Annotated in this window: 16 protein-coding genes; 7 read left to right on the forward strand and 9 right to left on the reverse strand. The window is 69.5% G+C overall.

Going from position 1 to position 18,190, the window contains the following annotated elements; genetic code table 11:
- Positions 1–24: 24 nt before the first annotated feature.
- Positions 25–237, reverse strand: coding sequence for a hypothetical protein (locus tag Actob_RS19275; protein WP_284922561.1), 213 nt, complete (start codon positions 235–237; stop codon positions 25–27).
- Between Actob_RS19275 and Actob_RS19280 the strand changes: the two genes are divergently transcribed.
- The 7 genes from Actob_RS19280 to Actob_RS19310 all read left to right on the forward strand — a co-directional run bounded on the left by Actob_RS19280 (position 181) and on the right by Actob_RS19310 (position 9,269).
- A complete protein-coding gene (locus tag Actob_RS19280; protein WP_284922350.1) occupies positions 181–3,759 on the forward strand; it encodes a nitrate reductase subunit alpha in 3,579 nt (1,192 codons plus the stop codon). The genes Actob_RS19275 and Actob_RS19280 overlap by 57 nt on opposite strands.
- Position 3,760: 1 nt before the next feature.
- Entirely contained in the window at positions 3,761–5,458 is a 1,698-nt protein-coding gene (gene narH, locus Actob_RS19285; protein ID WP_284921649.1) for a nitrate reductase subunit beta, read from the forward strand.
- Entirely contained in the window at positions 5,455–6,078 is a 624-nt protein-coding gene (narJ, locus tag Actob_RS19290; RefSeq protein WP_284921650.1) for a nitrate reductase molybdenum cofactor assembly chaperone, read from the forward strand. The genes narH and narJ overlap by 4 nt, the downstream gene beginning before the upstream one ends.
- Positions 6,075–6,797, forward strand: coding sequence for a respiratory nitrate reductase subunit gamma (gene narI / locus Actob_RS19295; protein WP_284921651.1), 723 nt, complete (start codon positions 6,075–6,077; stop codon positions 6,795–6,797). The genes narJ and narI overlap by 4 nt, the downstream gene beginning before the upstream one ends.
- 37 nt (positions 6,798–6,834) lie before the next feature.
- Positions 6,835–7,167: a cupin domain-containing protein gene (locus Actob_RS19300; RefSeq protein ID WP_284921653.1), complete on the forward strand. Its 333-nt coding sequence runs from the start codon at positions 6,835–6,837 to the stop codon at positions 7,165–7,167.
- Positions 7,168–7,624: 457 nt separating this feature from the next.
- Positions 7,625–8,800 carry an MFS transporter gene (locus Actob_RS19305; RefSeq protein ID WP_328518445.1) on the forward strand — a complete coding sequence of 392 codons (1,176 nt, stop codon included), beginning with the start codon at positions 7,625–7,627 and terminating at the stop codon, positions 8,798–8,800.
- A 70-nt stretch (positions 8,801–8,870) separates the two neighbouring features.
- Positions 8,871–9,269 carry a hemerythrin domain-containing protein gene (locus Actob_RS19310; RefSeq protein WP_284921655.1) on the forward strand — a complete coding sequence of 133 codons (399 nt, stop codon included), beginning with the start codon at positions 8,871–8,873 and terminating at the stop codon, positions 9,267–9,269.
- A 628-nt stretch (positions 9,270–9,897) separates the two neighbouring features.
- Here Actob_RS19310 and Actob_RS19315 read toward each other — a convergent pair.
- The 8 genes from Actob_RS19315 to Actob_RS19350 form a co-directional block, all read right to left on the reverse strand.
- Positions 9,898–10,062: a hypothetical protein gene (locus Actob_RS19315; RefSeq protein WP_284921656.1), complete on the reverse strand. Its 165-nt coding sequence runs from the start codon at positions 10,060–10,062 to the stop codon at positions 9,898–9,900.
- Between the two features lie 66 nt (positions 10,063–10,128).
- Entirely contained in the window at positions 10,129–10,995 is an 867-nt protein-coding gene (locus tag Actob_RS19320; RefSeq protein WP_284921657.1) for an LLM class flavin-dependent oxidoreductase, read from the reverse strand.
- 14 nt (positions 10,996–11,009) lie between these two features.
- The gene (locus Actob_RS19325) at positions 11,010–12,596 is read right to left on the reverse strand and encodes a glycosyltransferase family 2 protein (RefSeq protein ID WP_284921658.1); all 1,587 of its coding nucleotides are present in this window, start codon (positions 12,594–12,596) and stop codon (positions 11,010–11,012) included.
- Complete coding sequence (locus Actob_RS19330; protein ID WP_284921659.1) at positions 12,577–13,332, reverse strand: inositol monophosphatase family protein; 756 nt, start codon at positions 13,330–13,332, stop codon at positions 12,577–12,579. Before Actob_RS19330 ends, Actob_RS19325 begins: the two co-directional genes overlap by 20 nt.
- A complete protein-coding gene (locus Actob_RS19335) occupies positions 13,329–14,408 on the reverse strand; it encodes a glycosyltransferase (RefSeq protein WP_284921660.1) in 1,080 nt (359 codons plus the stop codon). Before Actob_RS19335 ends, Actob_RS19330 begins: the two co-directional genes overlap by 4 nt.
- Positions 14,401–15,465, reverse strand: coding sequence for a zinc-dependent alcohol dehydrogenase (locus Actob_RS19340; RefSeq protein WP_284921662.1), 1,065 nt, complete (start codon positions 15,463–15,465; stop codon positions 14,401–14,403). Before Actob_RS19340 ends, Actob_RS19335 begins: the two co-directional genes overlap by 8 nt.
- Positions 15,462–16,715, reverse strand: a complete 1,254-nt coding sequence (locus Actob_RS19345) for an aspartate aminotransferase family protein (RefSeq protein ID WP_284921663.1) — start codon at positions 16,713–16,715, stop codon at positions 15,462–15,464. The genes Actob_RS19340 and Actob_RS19345 overlap by 4 nt, the downstream gene beginning before the upstream one ends.
- A gap of 617 nt (positions 16,716–17,332) precedes the next feature.
- A complete protein-coding gene (locus Actob_RS19350; RefSeq protein ID WP_284921664.1) occupies positions 17,333–18,067 on the reverse strand; it encodes a DUF72 domain-containing protein in 735 nt (244 codons plus the stop codon).
- Between the last annotated feature and the right edge of the window lie 123 nt (positions 18,068–18,190).

An 18,190-nucleotide genomic window follows, 5' to 3' on the forward strand; every position in this document is an offset into this window, starting at 1 on the left:
GATCCGCCGTTAGGGTGAGGTTGGTCATGTGATCTCGGCGGCCGGACAGGGAAAGGGCGTCCTATGGCTCCGCAGCGAAATGATGAGTCCGTAGCAGAGCTTGACGATCCATTGACGCAGGCGCTGGTCGGGACCCGTCGTTTCTTCACCAAGGCACAGGTCTCGCCGGACCGCCGGGCGCTGTATCAGATCGGCGGCCGGCAGGCGGATGTTTTCTACCGGGATCGGTGGTCGCATGACAAAGTGGTGCGCTCGACGCACGGGGTGAACTGCACCGGGTCGTGCTCCTGGAAGGTGTACGTCAAGGACGGGATCATCACCTGGGAGGCGCAGCAGACCGACTATCCGAGCGTGGGCCCGGACCGGCCGGAGTACGAGCCTCGTGGCTGCCCTCGCGGGGCGGCGTTCAGCTGGTACACCTACTCGCCCACGCGCGTGCGCTACCCGTACGTCAGAGGTGTTCTCCTGGAGATGTTCCGGGAGGCGCGCAAGCGTCTCGGTGATCCGGTGGCGGCCTGGGCGGAGATCACCGGCGATCCGGTGAAGGCCCGTGCCTACAAGTCGGTGCGCGGCAAGGGCGGCCTGGTCCGCGCGACCTGGGACGAGGCGGTCGAGATGATCGCCGCCGCGCACGTGCACACCATCAAGGAGTACGGTCCGGACCGGCTGGCCGGTTTTTCGCCGATCCCGGCGATGTCGATGGTCTCGCACGCGTCCGGGGCCCGGTTCTACAACTTGCTCGGCGGGGCGATGCTGTCGTTCTACGACTGGTACGCCGACCTGCCGGTCGCCTCGCCGCAGGTATTCGGTGACCAGACCGACGTGCCCGAGTCCGGCGACTGGTGGGACGCCGGCTATCTGATCATGTGGGGTTCGAACCTGCCGGTGACCCGGACCCCGGACGCGCACTGGATGGCCGAGGCTCGGTACCGCGGGCAGAAGGTGATCGCGGTGGCGCCGGACTACGCCGACAACGTCAAGTTCGCCGACGAGTGGCTGGCCCCGGCGCCGGGCACCGACGGCGCCCTGGCGATGGCGATGGGTCACGTCGTGCTGAAGGAGTTCTTCGCCGACCGGCGGGAGGCGTACTTCGCCGAGTACGCCGCGACGTACACCGATCTGCCGTTCCTGGTGACCCTCGAGGACGCCGGTGACGGGGCGTTCCGGCCGGGCAAGATGCTGACCGCGGCGCAGCTGCCCGGTGCGCTCGCCGACGCGGAGAATGCCGCGTTCAAGACGGTGCTGCTCGACCGCGACGGCATGCCGGTGGTCCCGAACGGTTCGCTCGGTTTCCGGTACGGCGACTCCGGCGCCGGCAAGTGGAACCTCGACCTGGGTGATCTCCAGCCGCTGCTGTCCGCCGAGGGCGGCGAGGAACCGGCCGTGACCGTGACGCTTCCGCGCTTCGACACCGGTGACGGCACAGCTGCGCCGATGCGCCGGGGAGTGCCGGTGCGCCGCATCGGCGAGCACCTGGTGACCACGGTTTACGACCTGCTGCTCGCGCAGTACGGGGTGGCCCGTCCGGGGCTGCCGGGCACCTGGCCCACGGGCTACGACGACGCCGCCGAGCCCTACACCCCGGCCTGGCAGGAGACGATCACCGGGGTGCCGGGCCCGGCCGCGGCACGCATCGCCCGGGAGTTCGCGACCAACGCCGCCGAGACCCGTGGCCGATCGATGATCATCATGGGGGCGGGCACGAACCACTGGTTCCACTCCGACACGATCTACCGGGCGTTCCTGACGCTGACCACGCTGACCGGCTGTCAGGGCGTCAACGGCGGCGGCTGGGCGCATTACGTCGGGCAGGAGAAGGTCCGGCCGATCACCGGGTACAGCGTGCTGGGCACCGCGTCGGACTGGGTGCGGCCGGGCCGGCAGATGATCCAGACGGCGTACTGGTATCTGCACACCGACCAGTACCGATACGACCCGTTCTCGGCTGCCACGCTGAACGCCACGCCCGGCGGCGGCACCTTCGCCGGGCGCAGCACCGCCGACCTGATCGCGGCGTCCGCGCGGATGGGCTGGATGCCGTCGGTCCCGCACTTCAACCGCAATCCGCTCGACCTGGCTGGTGAGGCCGCAGCAGCCGGGATACCGGTCGCCGACCACATCGTGGACCGGCTCAAAAGCGGTGACCTGCGGTTCGCTTGCGAGGACCCGGACGCGCCGGAGAACTTCCCGCGGGTGCTGACCATCTGGCGGGCCAACCTGCTCGGCTCGTCCGCCAAGGGCAACGAGTACTTCCTGCGGCATCTGCTCGGCACCGACCACGCCGTACGTGCCAGCGAAGCGCCACCCGACGCCCGGCCGGACGACGTGACGTGGCACGAGCAGGCGCCGACCGGCAAGCTCGATCTGCTGCTGACCCTCGATTTCCGGATGACCTCGACGACGGTCTACTCCGACATCGTGCTGCCGGCCGCCACCTGGTACGAGAAGCATGACCTGAACACCACGGACATGCATCCGTTCGTGCACTCGTTCAATCCGGCGATCGCCCCGCCCTGGCAGACGCGCACCGACTGGGACGCGTTCCTGACCATCGCCCGCACGTTCAGCGCCCTCGCGAAGGACCATCTGGGCACCCGTACGGACGTGGTCGCCGCGCCCCTGCTGCACGACACCCCGGACGAGATGGCCAACCCGCACGGCCGGGTAACGGACTGGAAGACCGGGGCCTGCGAGCCGATTCCCGGCAAGACCATGCCGAAATTGGTCACCGTCGAGCGTGACTACACGGCGATCGCCGACAAGATGGCCTCGCTCGGCCCGCTGTTGGACACCCTTGGCGCTACCACCAAGGGTGTCACCTTCGAAGTCGGCCCGGAGATCGACTACCTCAAGCACAAGAACGGGGTGGCACCGAACGGGCGTCCGTCGATCGCCCGCGACGTGCAGGCCTGCGAGGCGATTCTGGCACTGTCCGGCACCACCAACGGGCGCCTCGCCACGCAGGGCTTTCACCAGGTGGAGAAGCGGACCGGGGTGAAGCTCGCCGACCTGGCCGCCGAGCACGAGGGCAAGCAGATCACGTTCGCCGACACGCAGTCGCGGCCGGTTCCGGTGATCACCAGCCCGGAGTGGTCTGGTTCGGAGTCCGGAGGCCGGCGGTATTCGCCGTTCGTGATCAACGTGGAGCGGCTCAAGCCGTGGCACACGCTGACCGGCCGGCAGAGTTTCTATCTCGACCACGACTGGATGGCCGAGCTGGGGGAGTGGCTGCCCACCTATCGGCCGCCGCTGAACATGCACGCGTTGTTCGGCGAGCCGGCGGTGGGCAACAAGGGCGAATTGGGGATCACGGTGCGGTATCTGACGCCGCACAACAAGTGGTCGATCCACTCGGAGTACCAGGACAACCTGTTCATGCTGTCGCTGTCGCGCGGCGGGCAGCTGATCTGGATGTCGAAGGAAGACGCCGCGAAGATCGGCGTGCACGACAACGACTGGATCGAGGCAGTCAACCGCAACGGTGTCGTCGTGGCTCGCGCGGTGGTCTCGCATCGGATGCCGGAGGGCACCGTGTACATGCACCATGCCCAGGACCGGCTGATCGACGTGCCGCGCACCGAGACGAACGGCCGCCGCGGCGGTATCCACAACTCGCTGACCCGGCTGCTGATCAAACCCAGTCATCTGATCGGCGGGTACGCCCAGCTGTCGTTCGCGTTCAACTATCTCGGGCCGACCGGCAACCAGCGCGACGAGGTGACCGTGATCCGGCGTCGCTCGCAGGATGTGGAGTACTGAGATGCGCGTGATGGCCCAAATGGCGATGGTGATGAACCTCGACAAGTGCATCGGCTGCCATACCTGCTCGGTCACCTGCAAGCAGGCGTGGACGAACCGGTCGGGCGTCGAGTACGTGTGGTTCAACAACGTCGAGACCCGGCCCGGGCAGGGCTACCCGCGCCGGTACGAGGACCAGGAAACCTGGAAGGGCGGCTGGACGCTGAACCGGCGTGGCCGGCTGGCCCTCAAGGGCGGCGGACGGATCAAGAAGCTGTTCAGCATCTTCTCCAACCCCAAGCTGCCGGCGATCCAGGACTATTACGAGCCTTGGACGTACGACTACGAGACGCTGACCAACGCGCCGCTGCAGGAGCACACCCCGGTGGCCCGGCCCAAGTCGTTGCTGACCGGTGAGGACATGAAGATCTCCTGGTCGGCGAACTGGGACGACAACCTCGGTGGTTCCCCCGACCACGGCGACAAGGACGTGCTGCTCAAGGGGATCGCCGACAAGGTGAAGTTCGAGTTCGAGCAGACGTTCATGTTCTACCTGCCACGGATCTGCGAACACTGCCTGAACCCGTCCTGCGCCGCGTCGTGCCCGTCCGGGGCGATCTACAAGCGCGAAGAGGATGGGATCGTCCTGGTCGACCAGGACCGGTGCCGGGGCTGGCGGATGTGCGTGTCCGGCTGCCCGTACAAGAAGGTGTATTTCAACCACCGTACCGGCAAGGCGGAGAAGTGCACGTTCTGCTTCCCGCGCATCGAAGTTGGCATCCCCACGGTCTGCTCGGAGACGTGCGTCGGTCGGCTGCGCTACATCGGCCTGATGCTCTACGACGCCGACCGGGTCCTGGCAGCGGCCTCGGTCACCGACGAGCACGACCTGTACGAGGCGCAGCGGCAGGTGTTCCTCGACCCGGACGACCCGGCGGTGGTCGCCGAGGCGGAGCGGGCCGGCATTCCGCGCGACTGGATCGAGGCCGCCCAGCGCTCCCCGGTACACGCGCTGATCAATAAGTACAAGGTCGCGCTGCCGCTGCATCCGGAGTACCGCACCATGCCGATGGTCTGGTACATCCCGCCGCTGTCGCCGGTGGTCGATGTCGTGCGTGACACCGGTTACGACGCCGAGGACCGGGGCAACCTGTTCGCCGCGATCGAGGCGCTGCGGATCCCGGTCGACTACCTCGCCCAGCTGTTCACCGCCGGTGACCCGCGACCGGTGGACGCGGTGCTGCGCAAACTGGCCGCGATGCGCTCGTACATGCGCGACATCAACCTCGGGCGCGACCCCGACGAGACGATCCCCGCCGCGGTCGGCCTCAGCGGCGAGCAGATCTACGACATGTACCGGCTGCTGGCCCTCGCCAAATACGACGAGCGATACGTCATCCCGCCGGCCCACGCCGAACAGGCGCACAGCCTGGAGGAACTGGCGACCGAGTGCAGCCTCGACTACGAGGGCGGCCCCGGCATGGGCGGTTCCGGCCCGTTCGGCGAGATGTCCGGCGCGCCGACGCCGATCGCCGTGGAGAACTTCCACATGCTGCGCGAACGACAGACCAGCGGCGCCCTGACCGACCCGGGTGACAAAGCGGCCCGGGTGAACCTGCTCAACTGGGATGGCAAAGGCCGCCCGGAGGGCCTGTTCCCGCCGCGGCGCACCGACGACGCCGGCGGCGACCCGGCTGGCGAGGTGGAGCCGAAGCCATGACCGACAACATGATGCTGGCCCGGGCCTGGCAGATCCAGTCAATGCTGATCGGCTACCCCGACGAAAACCTTCATGAGCGAGCCGACCTGCTGCGGCAGGCCGCCGCGAGCCTGCCGGGGTCGGTCGGTGGTCCGCTGCTGCGATTCCTCGACCATCTGGCCGCCGCCGCGCCGGCCGAGCTGGCTGCGGAGTACGTCGCCACGTTCGACCACCGCAAACGCTGCTGCCTGTACCTCACCTACTACGCGCACGGCGACACCCGGAACCGCGGCATGGCCCTGCTCGAGCTCAAGCAGACCTACGCCGTGGCAGGCCTGAAACTGACCGACGAGGAACTACCCGATCACCTGGCGGTCGTGCTCGAATACGCCGCCATCGACCCCGGCGCGGGCCTCGCGTTGCTCGTCGCGCACCGCGCCGGACTGGAACTGCTGCGCCTGGCACTGCACGACGCGACCTCGCCATGGGCGGGAATCCTCGATGCGATCTCGGCCACCCTGCCGCCTCTCATCGGCGACCAGCGCACCGCCGTGGCCCGCCTCGCCGCGCAAGGGCCGCCGGCCGAGCAGGTCGGTCTCACGCCATACGCGCTGCCGCACCCCGAAGGAGTCCCGCGATGACCGGCACGCTGCTGTTCGTCGTCGTACCGTATCTGTGCCTGGCGATCTTCATCGGCGGGCACGTGTGGCGCTACCGCTACGACAAGTTCGGCTGGACCACCCGATCCTCGCAACTCTACGAACGCCGGTTGCTACGGGTCGGCAGCCCGCTGTTCCACTTCGGCATCCTGCTGGTCGCCGTCGGGCACATCGGCGGCCTGCTGGTCCCGGAGTCGTGGACCGACGCGGTCGGCGTCAGCGAGACCATGTACCACGCGGTGGCCGTCGGGCTCGGCACCGTCGCCGGATTCTGCACCCTCGCCGGTGCGGCCATCCTCATCTACCGGCGGCGCACCGTCGGACCGGTCTTCTCCGCCACCACCACCAACGACAAGATCATGTACGTGCTGCTGATCGGCACGATCCTGCTCGGCCTGGGTACCACCGTCCTCGGCAACCTGACCGGCCATCCGCACGACTACCGGCTGACCGTCTCACCATGGTTCCGTTCGATCTTCTACCTGCAGCCCGACAGCGACCTGATCGAGTCCGCACCGATCGGTTTCCGACTGCACGCCCTGGCCGCCTTCACCCTGTTCGCGTTCTGGCCGTTCAGCCGGCTCGTGCACGTCTTCTCGGCACCGCTGGGCTACCTCACCCGCCCTTACATCGTCTACCGCAGCCGCGACGCGCAGCTCGGCAGCCGGGCATCGCGCCCCGGCTGGGAACGCGTGCAGTGACCAGCCCGGGATTCCACCGACGTGCGGGGAGAACACCATGCAGAAAACGTCGCTGACCGAACTCGCCGAGCAGCAGCTGACCACCGCCCGGGCTGCTTCCAGCGGCCGCAGCGCGCACACCGTTCACGGCGGGCACGCCAGCACACTGCGCCAGACGCTCATCGCTCTCGCCGCCGGACAGCAGCTGGACGAGCACGAGAATCCCGGCGAGGCCACCGTGCACGTGTTACACGGCGCGGTCCGGATGATCGCCGGCGACGACACCTGCGACGCCACCGCCGGCGAAATGATCGTCGTGCCCCACGCCCGCCACAGCCTTCAGGCCCTTGACGACACGGTCGTGCTGCTCAGCGTCGCCAAGATCGGATGACTGCCGGCGAACGGCGCCATCGTCGACGCCCCAGCGGGCGACCGCGACCATGTCCGTCGGCGGGGTGAGCATGTGAGCACCGGGCAAGGCTTTGTCCTCGCCGGGAAGCTGCTCGCACCCTCACCGCTCTGGGAAGGGCCGCAAACGTCGGCGTCGACATCGTCACCGTTCGCCGCAAGGCGACCGCCCGGATCCTGATCACCGGTGACGAGATCGTCGGCCGTACGTGACCCGCATGTGTCCCGTACCGCCGGGTACAAGGTCCCTACCAGGCGAAACCTGAGTCCGGGATGCTGCTTGGCAAGGCACCCGCTATCGCGGACGCCGCCTTGCGGCCAGGCGACAACAGGAATCATGAGATGCGAGCCTTTCCACCGACGATCAACAGCGGAGACTTGTCATGAGCACTGCATCGCCCCGCAGCGTGCGGGAGTCTGACACCTCCGGCCGGGCCGGGATGATGCTGGCTGTGGCCACGATCGGATTCGCGGTCAACTTCTGGGCGTGGGCGCTGCTGAGCCCGCTGGCCGTGCGGTTCACCGCAGCGCTGGGCCTCAGCTCGTTTCAGCAGGCGTTATTGGTCGCAGTACCGGTTGTGGTGGGCTCGCTGGGCCGGATCCCGGTCGGCGCGCTGACCGACCGGTTCGGTGGCCGCATCATGTTCCCTCTGGTCTCGCTGGCGACCATCGTGCCGGTGCTGTACCTGGGACTGTTCGGCCACGACTCGCTGGCCGCTTTGCTGATCGGCGGATTCTTCCTCGGCATCGGTGGCACCACCTTCGCCGTGGGCGTGCCGTTCGTCAACGCCTGGTTCCCGCCGCACCGCCGCGGCTTCGCCGTCGGTGTCTTCGGAGCCGGCATGGGCGGCACCGCGATCAGCGCCCTCACCACCGTCAAACTCGTCGACGCCGGCGACACCGCCACCCCGTTCCTGCTGACCGCGGCCGTGCTCGCCGTCTACGCGATCAGCTCCTGGCTGCTGCTGCGCGACGCCCCGAACCGGCCGGTACCGTCGGCGCCACTGGCCGCCCGGCTCGCCGCCACCCTGCGACTGCGCATCACCTGGCAAGCCTCCGCCCTGTACGCGGTCGCGTTCGGCGGCTACGTGGCATTCTCCGTCTACCTGCCCGCCTACCTCAAGACCGCCTACGGACTCACCCAGGCCGACGCCGCAAACAGAATGGCCGGTTTCGTACTGCTCGCCGTGGTGATGCGACCGGTCGGCGGCTGGCTGTCCGACAAGATCGCTCCTAGCCGCGTCCTGGCCGCGTCGCTGGTCGTCGTGGTGGCCGGCGCCGTAGTGCAAGCATTCACCCCGAGCCTCGTCCCGGTCGGCACGATCGCGTTCCTGGCCATGGCGGCCGCCCTCGGCGCCGGTAGCGGTGCCACCTTCGCCCTCGTCGCCCAGGTCGCACCGGCCAACCAGGTGGGGTCGGTCACCGGTGTCGTGGGTGCCGCGGGCGGGCTCGGCGGCTTCGTGCCGCCGCTGGTGATGGGTTCCATCTACGGACGCTTCGAGTCGTACGCGCTGGGGCTGGTCCTGCTCGCGCTGGTCGCCGCCGCCGCGCTACTGCTGGACGTGGTCTCCGTCGGCCGCAACACGACGAACAAGGGGAGGGCCGCTCATGTGTGAGTACTGCGGTTGCCAGGACGTCACAGCGATTGGTGACCTCACCCGCGAACACGACGAGATCGTCGGCCTGATGGGCGCGGTACGCGCCGCGCACGCAGCCGGTGACATCGACGCCATGGCGGTGCAGGCACGCCGGATCACCGAGGTCCTGGCCCCGCACACCGTCGTCGAGGAGGAGGGCTTGTTCCCGCTGCTGACCGATGACTTCCCCGAGCAGGTCGCCATACTGCGTGCCGAGCACCGGCACGTCGAACATGTTCTCCAGGCGGCGGCCACCGCAACACCGGCCGACCCGGCCTGGCCTGACGCGCTGATCGCAGTCCTGCACGAACTGCGCACGCACATCCTGAAGGAACAGGACGGCGTGTTTCCCGCCGCGCTGACCACCCTCGACGGTGACGGTTGGGATCAGGTCGATGCCGTCCGTGCCCGAGTTGGCATCCGCGTGCCACCCGCGGAAGTCCCATAGCGGCACAAGACACAGCAGTCGTTCGTCGACGGACGGCCGCTGTGTCTTGTGCCGAGCCAGCTTGCCGTTCAACCAGTTCGGCGGGGCTTGGTGCCCTTCTTGTGATGGCTCGACCACTGGTGGGCCTGGCCGGTGACCAGGATCAATCCCACGAGGTGGCGAGCAGCGGTTAGAGCCGGTTCTACGCTCGCGAATGAGCGGTGCGAAGCGCGGTGCCCGCGGCTGGCTGTCGCTGGTCCCGAAGCCGTCCGGCGCGGCTCGAAGTCCGGCAGAGAGGCCGCCGCGGCGCTGCCCGGTCCGCGGAGACCGGTTACCGGGCGTAGCGCGAAGCACGATGGTGTTCTGTTCACCGGCGTGCCGAGCTCGGCATCGGCGTGAGGTCCGGCGGAGCCGGGCCCGGATCACGGCGGCGAGGCAGGAGCCCCGGTGAGATCAACCCGCTGCACGGTCGAGAGGCGTATCAGATCCGGACAGGTGGGGAGGATCGCGTCGGCGAGAGCGCGATGGCCGTCGTCGTTGGCGTGGACGCGATCGTCGCACCGCAGGGCGTCGCCGCCGATCGCCTGCCGGAAGGCGTCGATGTACTGCAGACCCAGCCGGGTGGTGGTATCAGCGATCCACCCGTTGATCAGTGCGCCACGCTCCGGGAGATCGACCAGGTCATGGTAGGTGACGACGAGGACCGGCCGCCCGGGAGTTCGTCGCGCAGTCGAGACAGGTCACGATCGATGGCGCCGCGGATCTCGTCGGCATGGTCGGCGAGCATCCGGATGTCGTTGGCGGCCAGGCACACGATGACGGCGTCCGGCTCGAGTCGAAAGTGGCCGAGCCGGACTCGCCGTCAGAGGAGAAGCTGCGGCTACTGGCGAGCTGCTCGCTGTCCGGCCGGGTCTGAGCGTGCGGCGTCGAGCCGGGCCCGCACCTGCCGGGCCACGAACGTGACGAAGGCCGCCGGATCCGGATCGTCCGGGGTGGGCTGCAGCACGATGCTGTCCGCGCCGGCTCGCGCCCAGTGCCCGGCCTGCTCGGCGATCGTCGCCGCGTCACCGTGGACCATCCGGCCCTCGGGACTGTCGTAACCCCAGCGGATCTGTTCGGTGGCGAGCCGGGCCGCCGCGTCCGGCCCGGTCGCCGCGTGCAGGTAGACGGTGATCCGGTGCCCGCCGACCGCCTGCCGGGCGTCACTGACCTGGGCCGGCGTGGTACCGCCGGTCAGGATGGTGCCGTCCGCGACCGCGCCGGAGAGCCGCAGCGTCCGCGGCCCGACCGCTCCGACGTGGATCCGCACCGGGCCGGGCGGTGGCCAGGCCAGGGCCACGTCCTCCAGGTGCACGTACCGGCCGTGCACGGTGACGCGTTCACCGGCGAGCAGCGCGCGCAGCGCGGTGACGTACTCGCGCAGCAGCGTCATCGGCGACTCGACGCGCGCGCCGACCTGCGCCATCCAGTCCTGCACGCCGTGTCCCACGCCGATCCGGACCCGGCCCGGGAAGAGCCGGTGCAGGGTGGCTATCTCCATCGCGGTCAGCGCCACGTTGCGCAGCGGCGCGGGCAGGACCCCGACGCCGACGCGTACCCGGCGGGTCGCGGCGAGCACCGCGGCGGCCGCCGCGACGCCGCTGGTCAGGAAGCAGTCCTCCCACAGCCACAGCTCGTCCAGGCCGGCCTCGTCGGCGGCCCGCGCCACCTCCGGCAACCGTTCCGGCGCGAGCTGCGGGAGCAGCACGGCGCCCAGCGTGGTCACGAGCGGGCCAGGACGCGGCCGGACCGGGCGGCGATGCGCCGGTAGAGGTCCTCCGGGCTCAGGTCGCGGTACCACGGGTCGGCCGGGGTGCGCTCGTAGCGTTCCATGCCGGCCAGGAACAGCAGGACGTACGTCGAACTCATCGTCAGGAACGCGGCCGACCAGACGGCGATCGCGACGTGCTCGCCGCGCACCAGCCGGGTCACCGCGAACGCGAGGGTGCCCAGCTCGGCGAGGGCGAAGAGCCGGTACGCCCAGGTCAGCCCCTGATCGGTGCCGCGCTTGCCGGTACGTTTCGCCGTCACCCCGAACGACCGCTCCCCGAACAGCGCGGCCGGCAGCGCCGCGAGCATCGGCAGCGTGTCCGCCACGGCGAACGCCTCGCTGTGCAGCATGTGGTAGTGCCCGCGGCCGAACCGCACCACGGTCCACAGCGAGAAGATGGTGAACGCGAGGAACGCGAACCCGTAGACCGAGTACGGGCCGCTGACCGGGGCGACGCCGGTGCTCAGGGCGGCCAGCGGGACCAGCAGATACACCAGCCGGTTGACGCCCTGCAGGTGGGCGACCATCGCGCTGAGGTAGTTGAGCCGCTGGTGCCAGGTGAGCCCGCGCACCCACAGCGGTGAGTCCCGGTGCCGCAACAGCAGGTGCAGGCTGCCGATGGCCCACCGCCGCCGGGTGCCGTAGTACTGCTCGAGGTTCTCGACTTCGAGTCCGTACGCCAGGGGTTCCTCAAGATAGACGGTCTTCCCGCCGTTCGCGTGCAGCCGCAGTGAGGTGTGGATGTCCTCGGTGGAGGTGTCGGGGGCGAAGCCGCCGATCCGGTCGAGTGCGGCGCGCCGCAGCATCGCCGAGGTGCCGGTGTAGATCGCGCTGTTGGTGCTGTTCTTGGTGGGTTGTACCCCGCCGTAGAACATCTCCTGCTCGTGCCAGCCGCCGGCGCGGCCGTGCCGGCGGCGGAAGGTGAACGACTCGGTGTTGTAGAACGACTGCGGCGACTGCACGACCGCGACGTCCGGGTCGTCGAAGTAGCCGAGGGTGCGCTCGATGAACTCGGGCAGCGGAATGTGGTCGGCGTCCAGGGTCACCACGAACTCGGCGTCGGTGACCCGCAGGCCATGGTTGAGGTTGCCGGCCTTGGCCCCCGCACGGGTGCCGCGGGGCAGGTAACGGGCGCCGAGGCGGGCGGCCATCTCGCGGATCTCGGGCCGGTCGCCGTCGTCGAGGACGATGACGTCCCGCACGCCGCGTACCCGCAGTGCGCCGAGCACCGTCGGTTCCAACACCGGGAGCGGCTCGTTGACCGTCGGCACCAGGATGTCGACGCTGCGGGTGACCGGCGCCGTCAGGTTCCGCGGCACGGGCGCGGTCCGGCGGCGCAGCGACAGCACGAACATCGTGGTGGTGCCGGCCGCGAAGAGTTCAGCGAGCCAGGCGAGCGGGCCGTACCAGACGTGCCAGTTGACGACGGCGGTGCGCCACACGACGAAGACCGGGGTGACGGCCAGGAACGTCCAGAAGATCAGCCGCAGGTGCGGCGGGTCGCGGTCGGTGACCTGCTCAACACGGTACGGGGACATGGATTCTCTCCAGGAGTAGGTGGTGCAGGGCGGGACCGGCGGCCAGCACCCCGGTGCCCAGCGGGGTGACGGTGGCGCCGGCCTCGGCGGCGATCAGCGCGCCCGCGGCGAAGTCCCACGGGGCGAGCCGGTCCTCGTAGTAGCCGTCGCAGCGGCCGGCCGCGAGCCAGCACAGCTCCAGCGCGGCACTGCCGTGACTGCGCAGGTCACGGATGTCGCCGAGCAGGGCCGCGGCGGTCGCGGCCTGCCGGCGGCGGTCGTCCGGGTGGTACGCGAAACCGGTCGCCACCAGCGCCTGTGGCAGTGGTACCGGGTCGTTGACGCGCAGTGGGGTGCCGTTACGGAACGCCCCGCCGCCGAGGGTGGCGGTGAAGGTCTCCGAGCGTGCCGGGTCGACCACGACGCCGGCGACGGTCCGCCCATCCCGCTCGCAGGCCACGCTGACGGTCACGTGCGGATCGCCGTAAAGCAGGTTGGTGGTGCCGTCGACCGGGTCGATCACCCAGCGCAGCCCGGTGTGGCCGGGCCGGGCCGCCCCCTCCTCGCCCAGGATCGCGTCGCCGGGCCGGGCCGCGGTCAGCACTGCGACGATCGCGGCCTCGGCGGCCAGGTCGACGGCGGTGACCGGGTCGGTCGGCGAGGACTTGTGCCGCTGGACGGTGACCGGGCCGGCGTCGCGCAGTACGGCGGCGCCGGCCCGCGCGGCCCGGACGGCGACGGCGAGCAGGCCGGTCACGCCGGACGCTCGACGCGGCGCAGCTCAGCGAGGATCTTCCCGCGGTACGGCTCCGGCAGCTCGTGCACCGCGTCGTGCGCCCGGCACCGGTCGATGGCCGCGTCCGGGAACGGCAGGGCGAGCCCGGCCAGCGGGAGCGTCCGCACCCCGGTCGCTTGCGGGGGCAGGACACCGGTGCTCCCGGCGGGCACGCCGGCGACGAGTTCGCTGCGGCCCGCGACAGTGGCGTGCACGACGGTCAGCCCGCCGGCGAGCCGCCGGAACTCGCTGTACCGCTGGTTGGCCTCGAAGTCACCGAACGCGCACGCCAGCTCGACGTCGTTGCCCGGCCACTTGTTCAGGAAGTACCGGTAGTTGGGGGCCTCGGTGCGCCGGTTGGCCGCCACGTCACGCACGTGCGGCAGGTGGACCCCGAAGAAGTCGCGGCCCATGACGATCGGCGTGCCGGTGCGGGTGATCCGGTACGCCCACTCCAGGTCCTCCACGCCGTACCCGTGGAAGTGCGGGTCGAAGTCCTCGGCGAGCGCGCGGGGCAGCGCGATCAGCGCTGTCCAGGCGAACGACCAGGGGATGACGTGCCGCGCGGTCATCCGCGGGTCCAGTCCGCCGGTGCCGGTGTCCTGCAGGTCGGTCAGCAGCTTGTGGTAGTGCTCGAACGGGAGCACGTCGACCGCGGTGACGTCGCCGGTGTTGTTGTCGTAGTCGATCATCTGACCGACCAGACAGATGTTCTGCCCGTACGCGAAGTGCTGCTCCCACAACTGCGCCAGGCAGCGGGGCGGCAGCACCATGTCGGCGTCCATCAGGACGATTACCTCGCCGGCGGCCTGGCGCATCGCCAGGTTCCGGGCGAGCCCGACCTGCCAGGGCCGCATCGACACCACCGAGACGACGTCGAGCCGGCCGGTGAATTCGGCGATCACGTCGAGGTACTCGGGGCCGTCGTCGAGGACGCCGATCACCACCTCGAACTCGTCCGCGCCCAGGGTCTGCGCGGCCAGCGCGGTGAGCGCCAGCCGCAGGTTGGCCGCGCGTCTCCGATACGGGATGACCACGCTGATCTTGAGGTCAGTCATCGAGCGCTCCCGGGGCGATCAAGACCTTGCAGCTGGCCTGGTCGGCCGGGCCGAACTGGCGGCCGTCGATGTCACAGCCGAGCGCGGCGAACCCACGCCGGTACTCCTCGAGCGGCACCACCTCGCTGACCAGCCGTTCCGCCGGGAGCCGGCCGCTGGTGATCAGGTGAAACGCTTCGACGAACGAGCCGTGCAGCGAGTCGATCGAGCCGATCACCGAGAGGCTGCGGTCGGCGAGCAGCATCGTGTCGATCGTCGCGAGCTTCTCCTTCAGCCCGATCGACATGTACGTCCCCCCGTGTGCGAGCTGCGGGAACAGTTCTTCCAGCAAAGCCGAGGTGGTGTCCACCACGACGTCCAGCGGCGCGTGCGGGTCACCGAAGTGCTTGGCGCGGGCCTCGTCCAGGGACGCGTAGGCGGCACTGCCGGCGGGCAGCCGGTCGCGGGCGAAGTCGAGCCGGGCGGGGGAGTGCTCGATCACCACCGGGGTCAGCCCCTTGAGCGAGAGCACCCACGTGTAGAGCAGGCCCAGCGGTCCGGCGCCGATCACGTACGTGTACGCGGTCAGCGACGGCGGCTGCAGCTTGCGGGCCCCGGCGACGACACAGCTGAGCGGCTCGGTGAGCGCGGCCGCGCGCAGTGACACGTGGTCGGGCACCCGGTGCACGAACGCCGACGTGGTCCGGTAGCGGCCGGCGTACGCGCCGTCGTAGCTGACCCCGCTCTCGGTGCCGTGCTTGTTCACGCAGTGGTTGATCCGTTGCGTCTGGCACATCCGGCAGCGCCCGCAGTACGGCGTCGGGTTGATGACCACCCGGTCGCCGGGCGCCACCGTGGTGACCGCGGCCCCGGTCTCGGCGACGACGCCGCTGGCCTCATGACCCAGGGTGACGCCGGGTACCGCGACCGGATAGGAACCGGCGACGATGCCTAGGTCGGTGCCGCAGATCCCGCAGTACCGGATGTCGACGACCACGTCGTCGTCCCCGATCGCGTGCAGGTCGGGCACCTCGGACAGGGTGACGTCCCAGGCACCGTGGAATTTGAGGGCTTTCATGGGCGGGTGGCCTCCGACTCGTAGTCGCGCAGGGTGGCTCGCAGGCGGGTGAGCAACTCGCCGACCTGCTCCGGGGTGATGATCAGCGGGGGACGGACCTTGACCGTGCGGCCGAAGCCGTACCGGCTGCCGCGCAGGATCAGCCCGTGTCGGCGGCCGTGTGCGATGAACTGCTCGACGTCCACGCTGGTCGGCAGGTCGAAGGCCTGCATCAGGCCGACGCCGCGGACGCCGGAGACGCTCGGTGCGGTGGCGGCCAGGGCGAGCAGACCTCGGTGCAGCAGCGGGGCGACGGTCGCGACGTTCGCCAGCACGTCGTGGGCGCCGAAGTAGCGGATCGTCTGTTCCAGAGCGACCAGCGCCAGCGGGTTCGCCCCCGACGTGCTGGAGTGTTCCCATGACTCGAGCACGTCGAGTTCCGGCCGCATCAGCACGCCGGCGACCGGGATGCCGACCCCGCCGGCGCCCTTCGCGAAGGTGATGATGTCCGGGCGCAGCGCCTCGGCGTAGCCGGTCGAGGCGAAGAACGAGCCGGTGCGGCCGAAGCCGGTCTGCACCTCGTCCGCGATGATCAAGACGCCCAGTTTGTCGCAGGTGCTGCGGAGCACCCGGTACCAGTCGCTCGGCGGGACGATGTTGCCTCCGTTGCCCATCACCGGCTCGACGACGACGGCCGCGACCTGCCCGCTCGAGGCGTACTCGACGAAGTCCTCCAGCCGGCGGGCGCAGAGCATGCCGCACCGGTCGGGACTCTGCCCGTAGAAGCAGTTCCCGCAGTCCGGCGCCGGAATCTTCACCGAATTCGCGAAAGGAAGCGTGAAGCTGCGTTGCCGGAAAGCGTTGCCGGAGATTCCCGTGGTGCTGACCGTCTGTCCGTGATGCGACAGGAACAGGGAGAATATGTCCGATCTTCCAGTAGCTTTCTGCGCGATCCGGATCGCCGCCTCGTTCGCGCCGGATCCGGTGACGTCGCGGAACCAGAAGGCGCCGATCTGCGGCGGCAGTTCGGGACGCAGCAGTTCAAAGATCTCCGCCGATTTGTCGCGGGTGAATTCCGAGGAGAGGTGGACGACGCGGTCCAGTTGGGCGTGCAGGGCCTCGATGATTTCCGGAGCGTTGTAGCCGAGCGGGACGTTGAACGTTCCGGAGGCGCAGTCGAGGTAGCGCTCGCCCCGGATGTGCAGGTAGATGCCGTCGCCGGCATAGTCTGGCAGGCCGGTCAGCGGCCTGGGGGCGACAGTGGAGCTCATGGATTTCCTTCGCGTCGACACGGCTCGGGCGCGCCGTGTGCCGTGGTGAGTGAACCGGTTAAGTTGAACGGCAGGGAAAGCCTCCAAGTCGCCTGTGAGAGCGCTCCCACGGGCGGACTCCACAGTGGTGGTCGACGTGCGGCGCGTCAAGGTGAAGGGGGAGGCGGCGGCGAATAGAGGGCGCCTGACCTGCGCAATTCCGGGGGTGTGCGCTTAATCACGGAGATCTTCGGGTGGGCGTACCAGTCAATTAATATTCTGCTTTATGTTTCGAGCCTGACAACCGCTAATTTCAGCGTGATGAATAGCGGTTCTGGCTCGACTTCTGGTGGAACCAGAACTTAGCGGGCGCGGCGGATTTCTCCGTCCGGGTTTCGTAGTCGCGGGCCAGCCGGCGGCGTCGCATGAGCCAGCACGGAAGAAGACCCAGGGTGACGGGCGGCAGCGGTCGCCGGAGCAGGCCGCCGCGGCGGCGAGATCAGGAAGGCGATCTGCTCGACGAATGCGATCGAGTAGTTGAACGCCCGCTACTGGCGGGCCGTCCCGCGCACGCGGGCAGGGCGACGTTTCCGGCGAGTGCCAGGGCAAGCTGGCCGGTGGCGCGCAGGGACAGCGCCTCAGCTAGCCGGGTGGACCGCCTCGGCGCACATCAGCCGGCTGAACCGCCAGGCGTCGGCGGCGCGAGGCAGGTTGTTGAACATCACGTAGGCCGGCCCGGCACCGATGGTCGTGGCCAGTCGTGCCAGTTCGTCGTCGGTGTAGGTATGGCGGGCACCGGTGATGCCGTGCAGTCGGTAGTACGCCAGCGTCGTCAGGCTGGGGCGCAGGAACGGGTCGGCGGCGTGGGTGAGGTCCAGTTCCGCACACAGATCCCGGACCACCTCGTCCGGCCACGGGCCGCGCGGCTCCCACAACAGCCGGACGCCGGCCGGCCGCCGCGCCCGGGAGCAGAACTCGCGTAGCCGGGTGATGGCGGGTTCGGCCGGCCGGAAGCTCGGCGGGCACTGGAGCAGGATCGCTGTCGCTCGCAGAATCGCGGCGCATTCCAGCGTGGTCTCCCACGCCCGCTCCACGATGGGCGTCCACCGGAAGCCGCCGACCTCGGTGCGTTCCTCGGCGCTCAGCGGTGTCCGCAGTCGCCGGTACGTCGAGCTTCTCGCCTCGTGCGTGATCAGCTGCCACGCCTTCACGGTGAACTCGAACTCTGATGGAACACTCGTTCGCCACCGCCGCAGCGTCGCCTCCCGGGGTGGCTCGTAGAACGTCTGCTGCACCTCCAGCACCTGGAAGCGTTGCGTGTAGGACGCCAGCGCCATGCCGGCTCCGCACAGGCCCACCTTCACCGGCGTCATGGGTGGCCGCATACCCGCGATCCCGCAGAACAGTCACGGCCGGGCGGTCGCCGCTCACCGGACATGTCGGAACCGTCCGACCTCATTCCGGCGGGCCGCGGTGCCGGCGTCGACACATTTCGG

The sequence above is a fragment of the Actinoplanes oblitus genome (assembly GCF_030252345.1).
GTDB classification, from domain to species: domain Bacteria; phylum Actinomycetota; class Actinomycetes; order Mycobacteriales; family Micromonosporaceae; genus Actinoplanes; species Actinoplanes oblitus.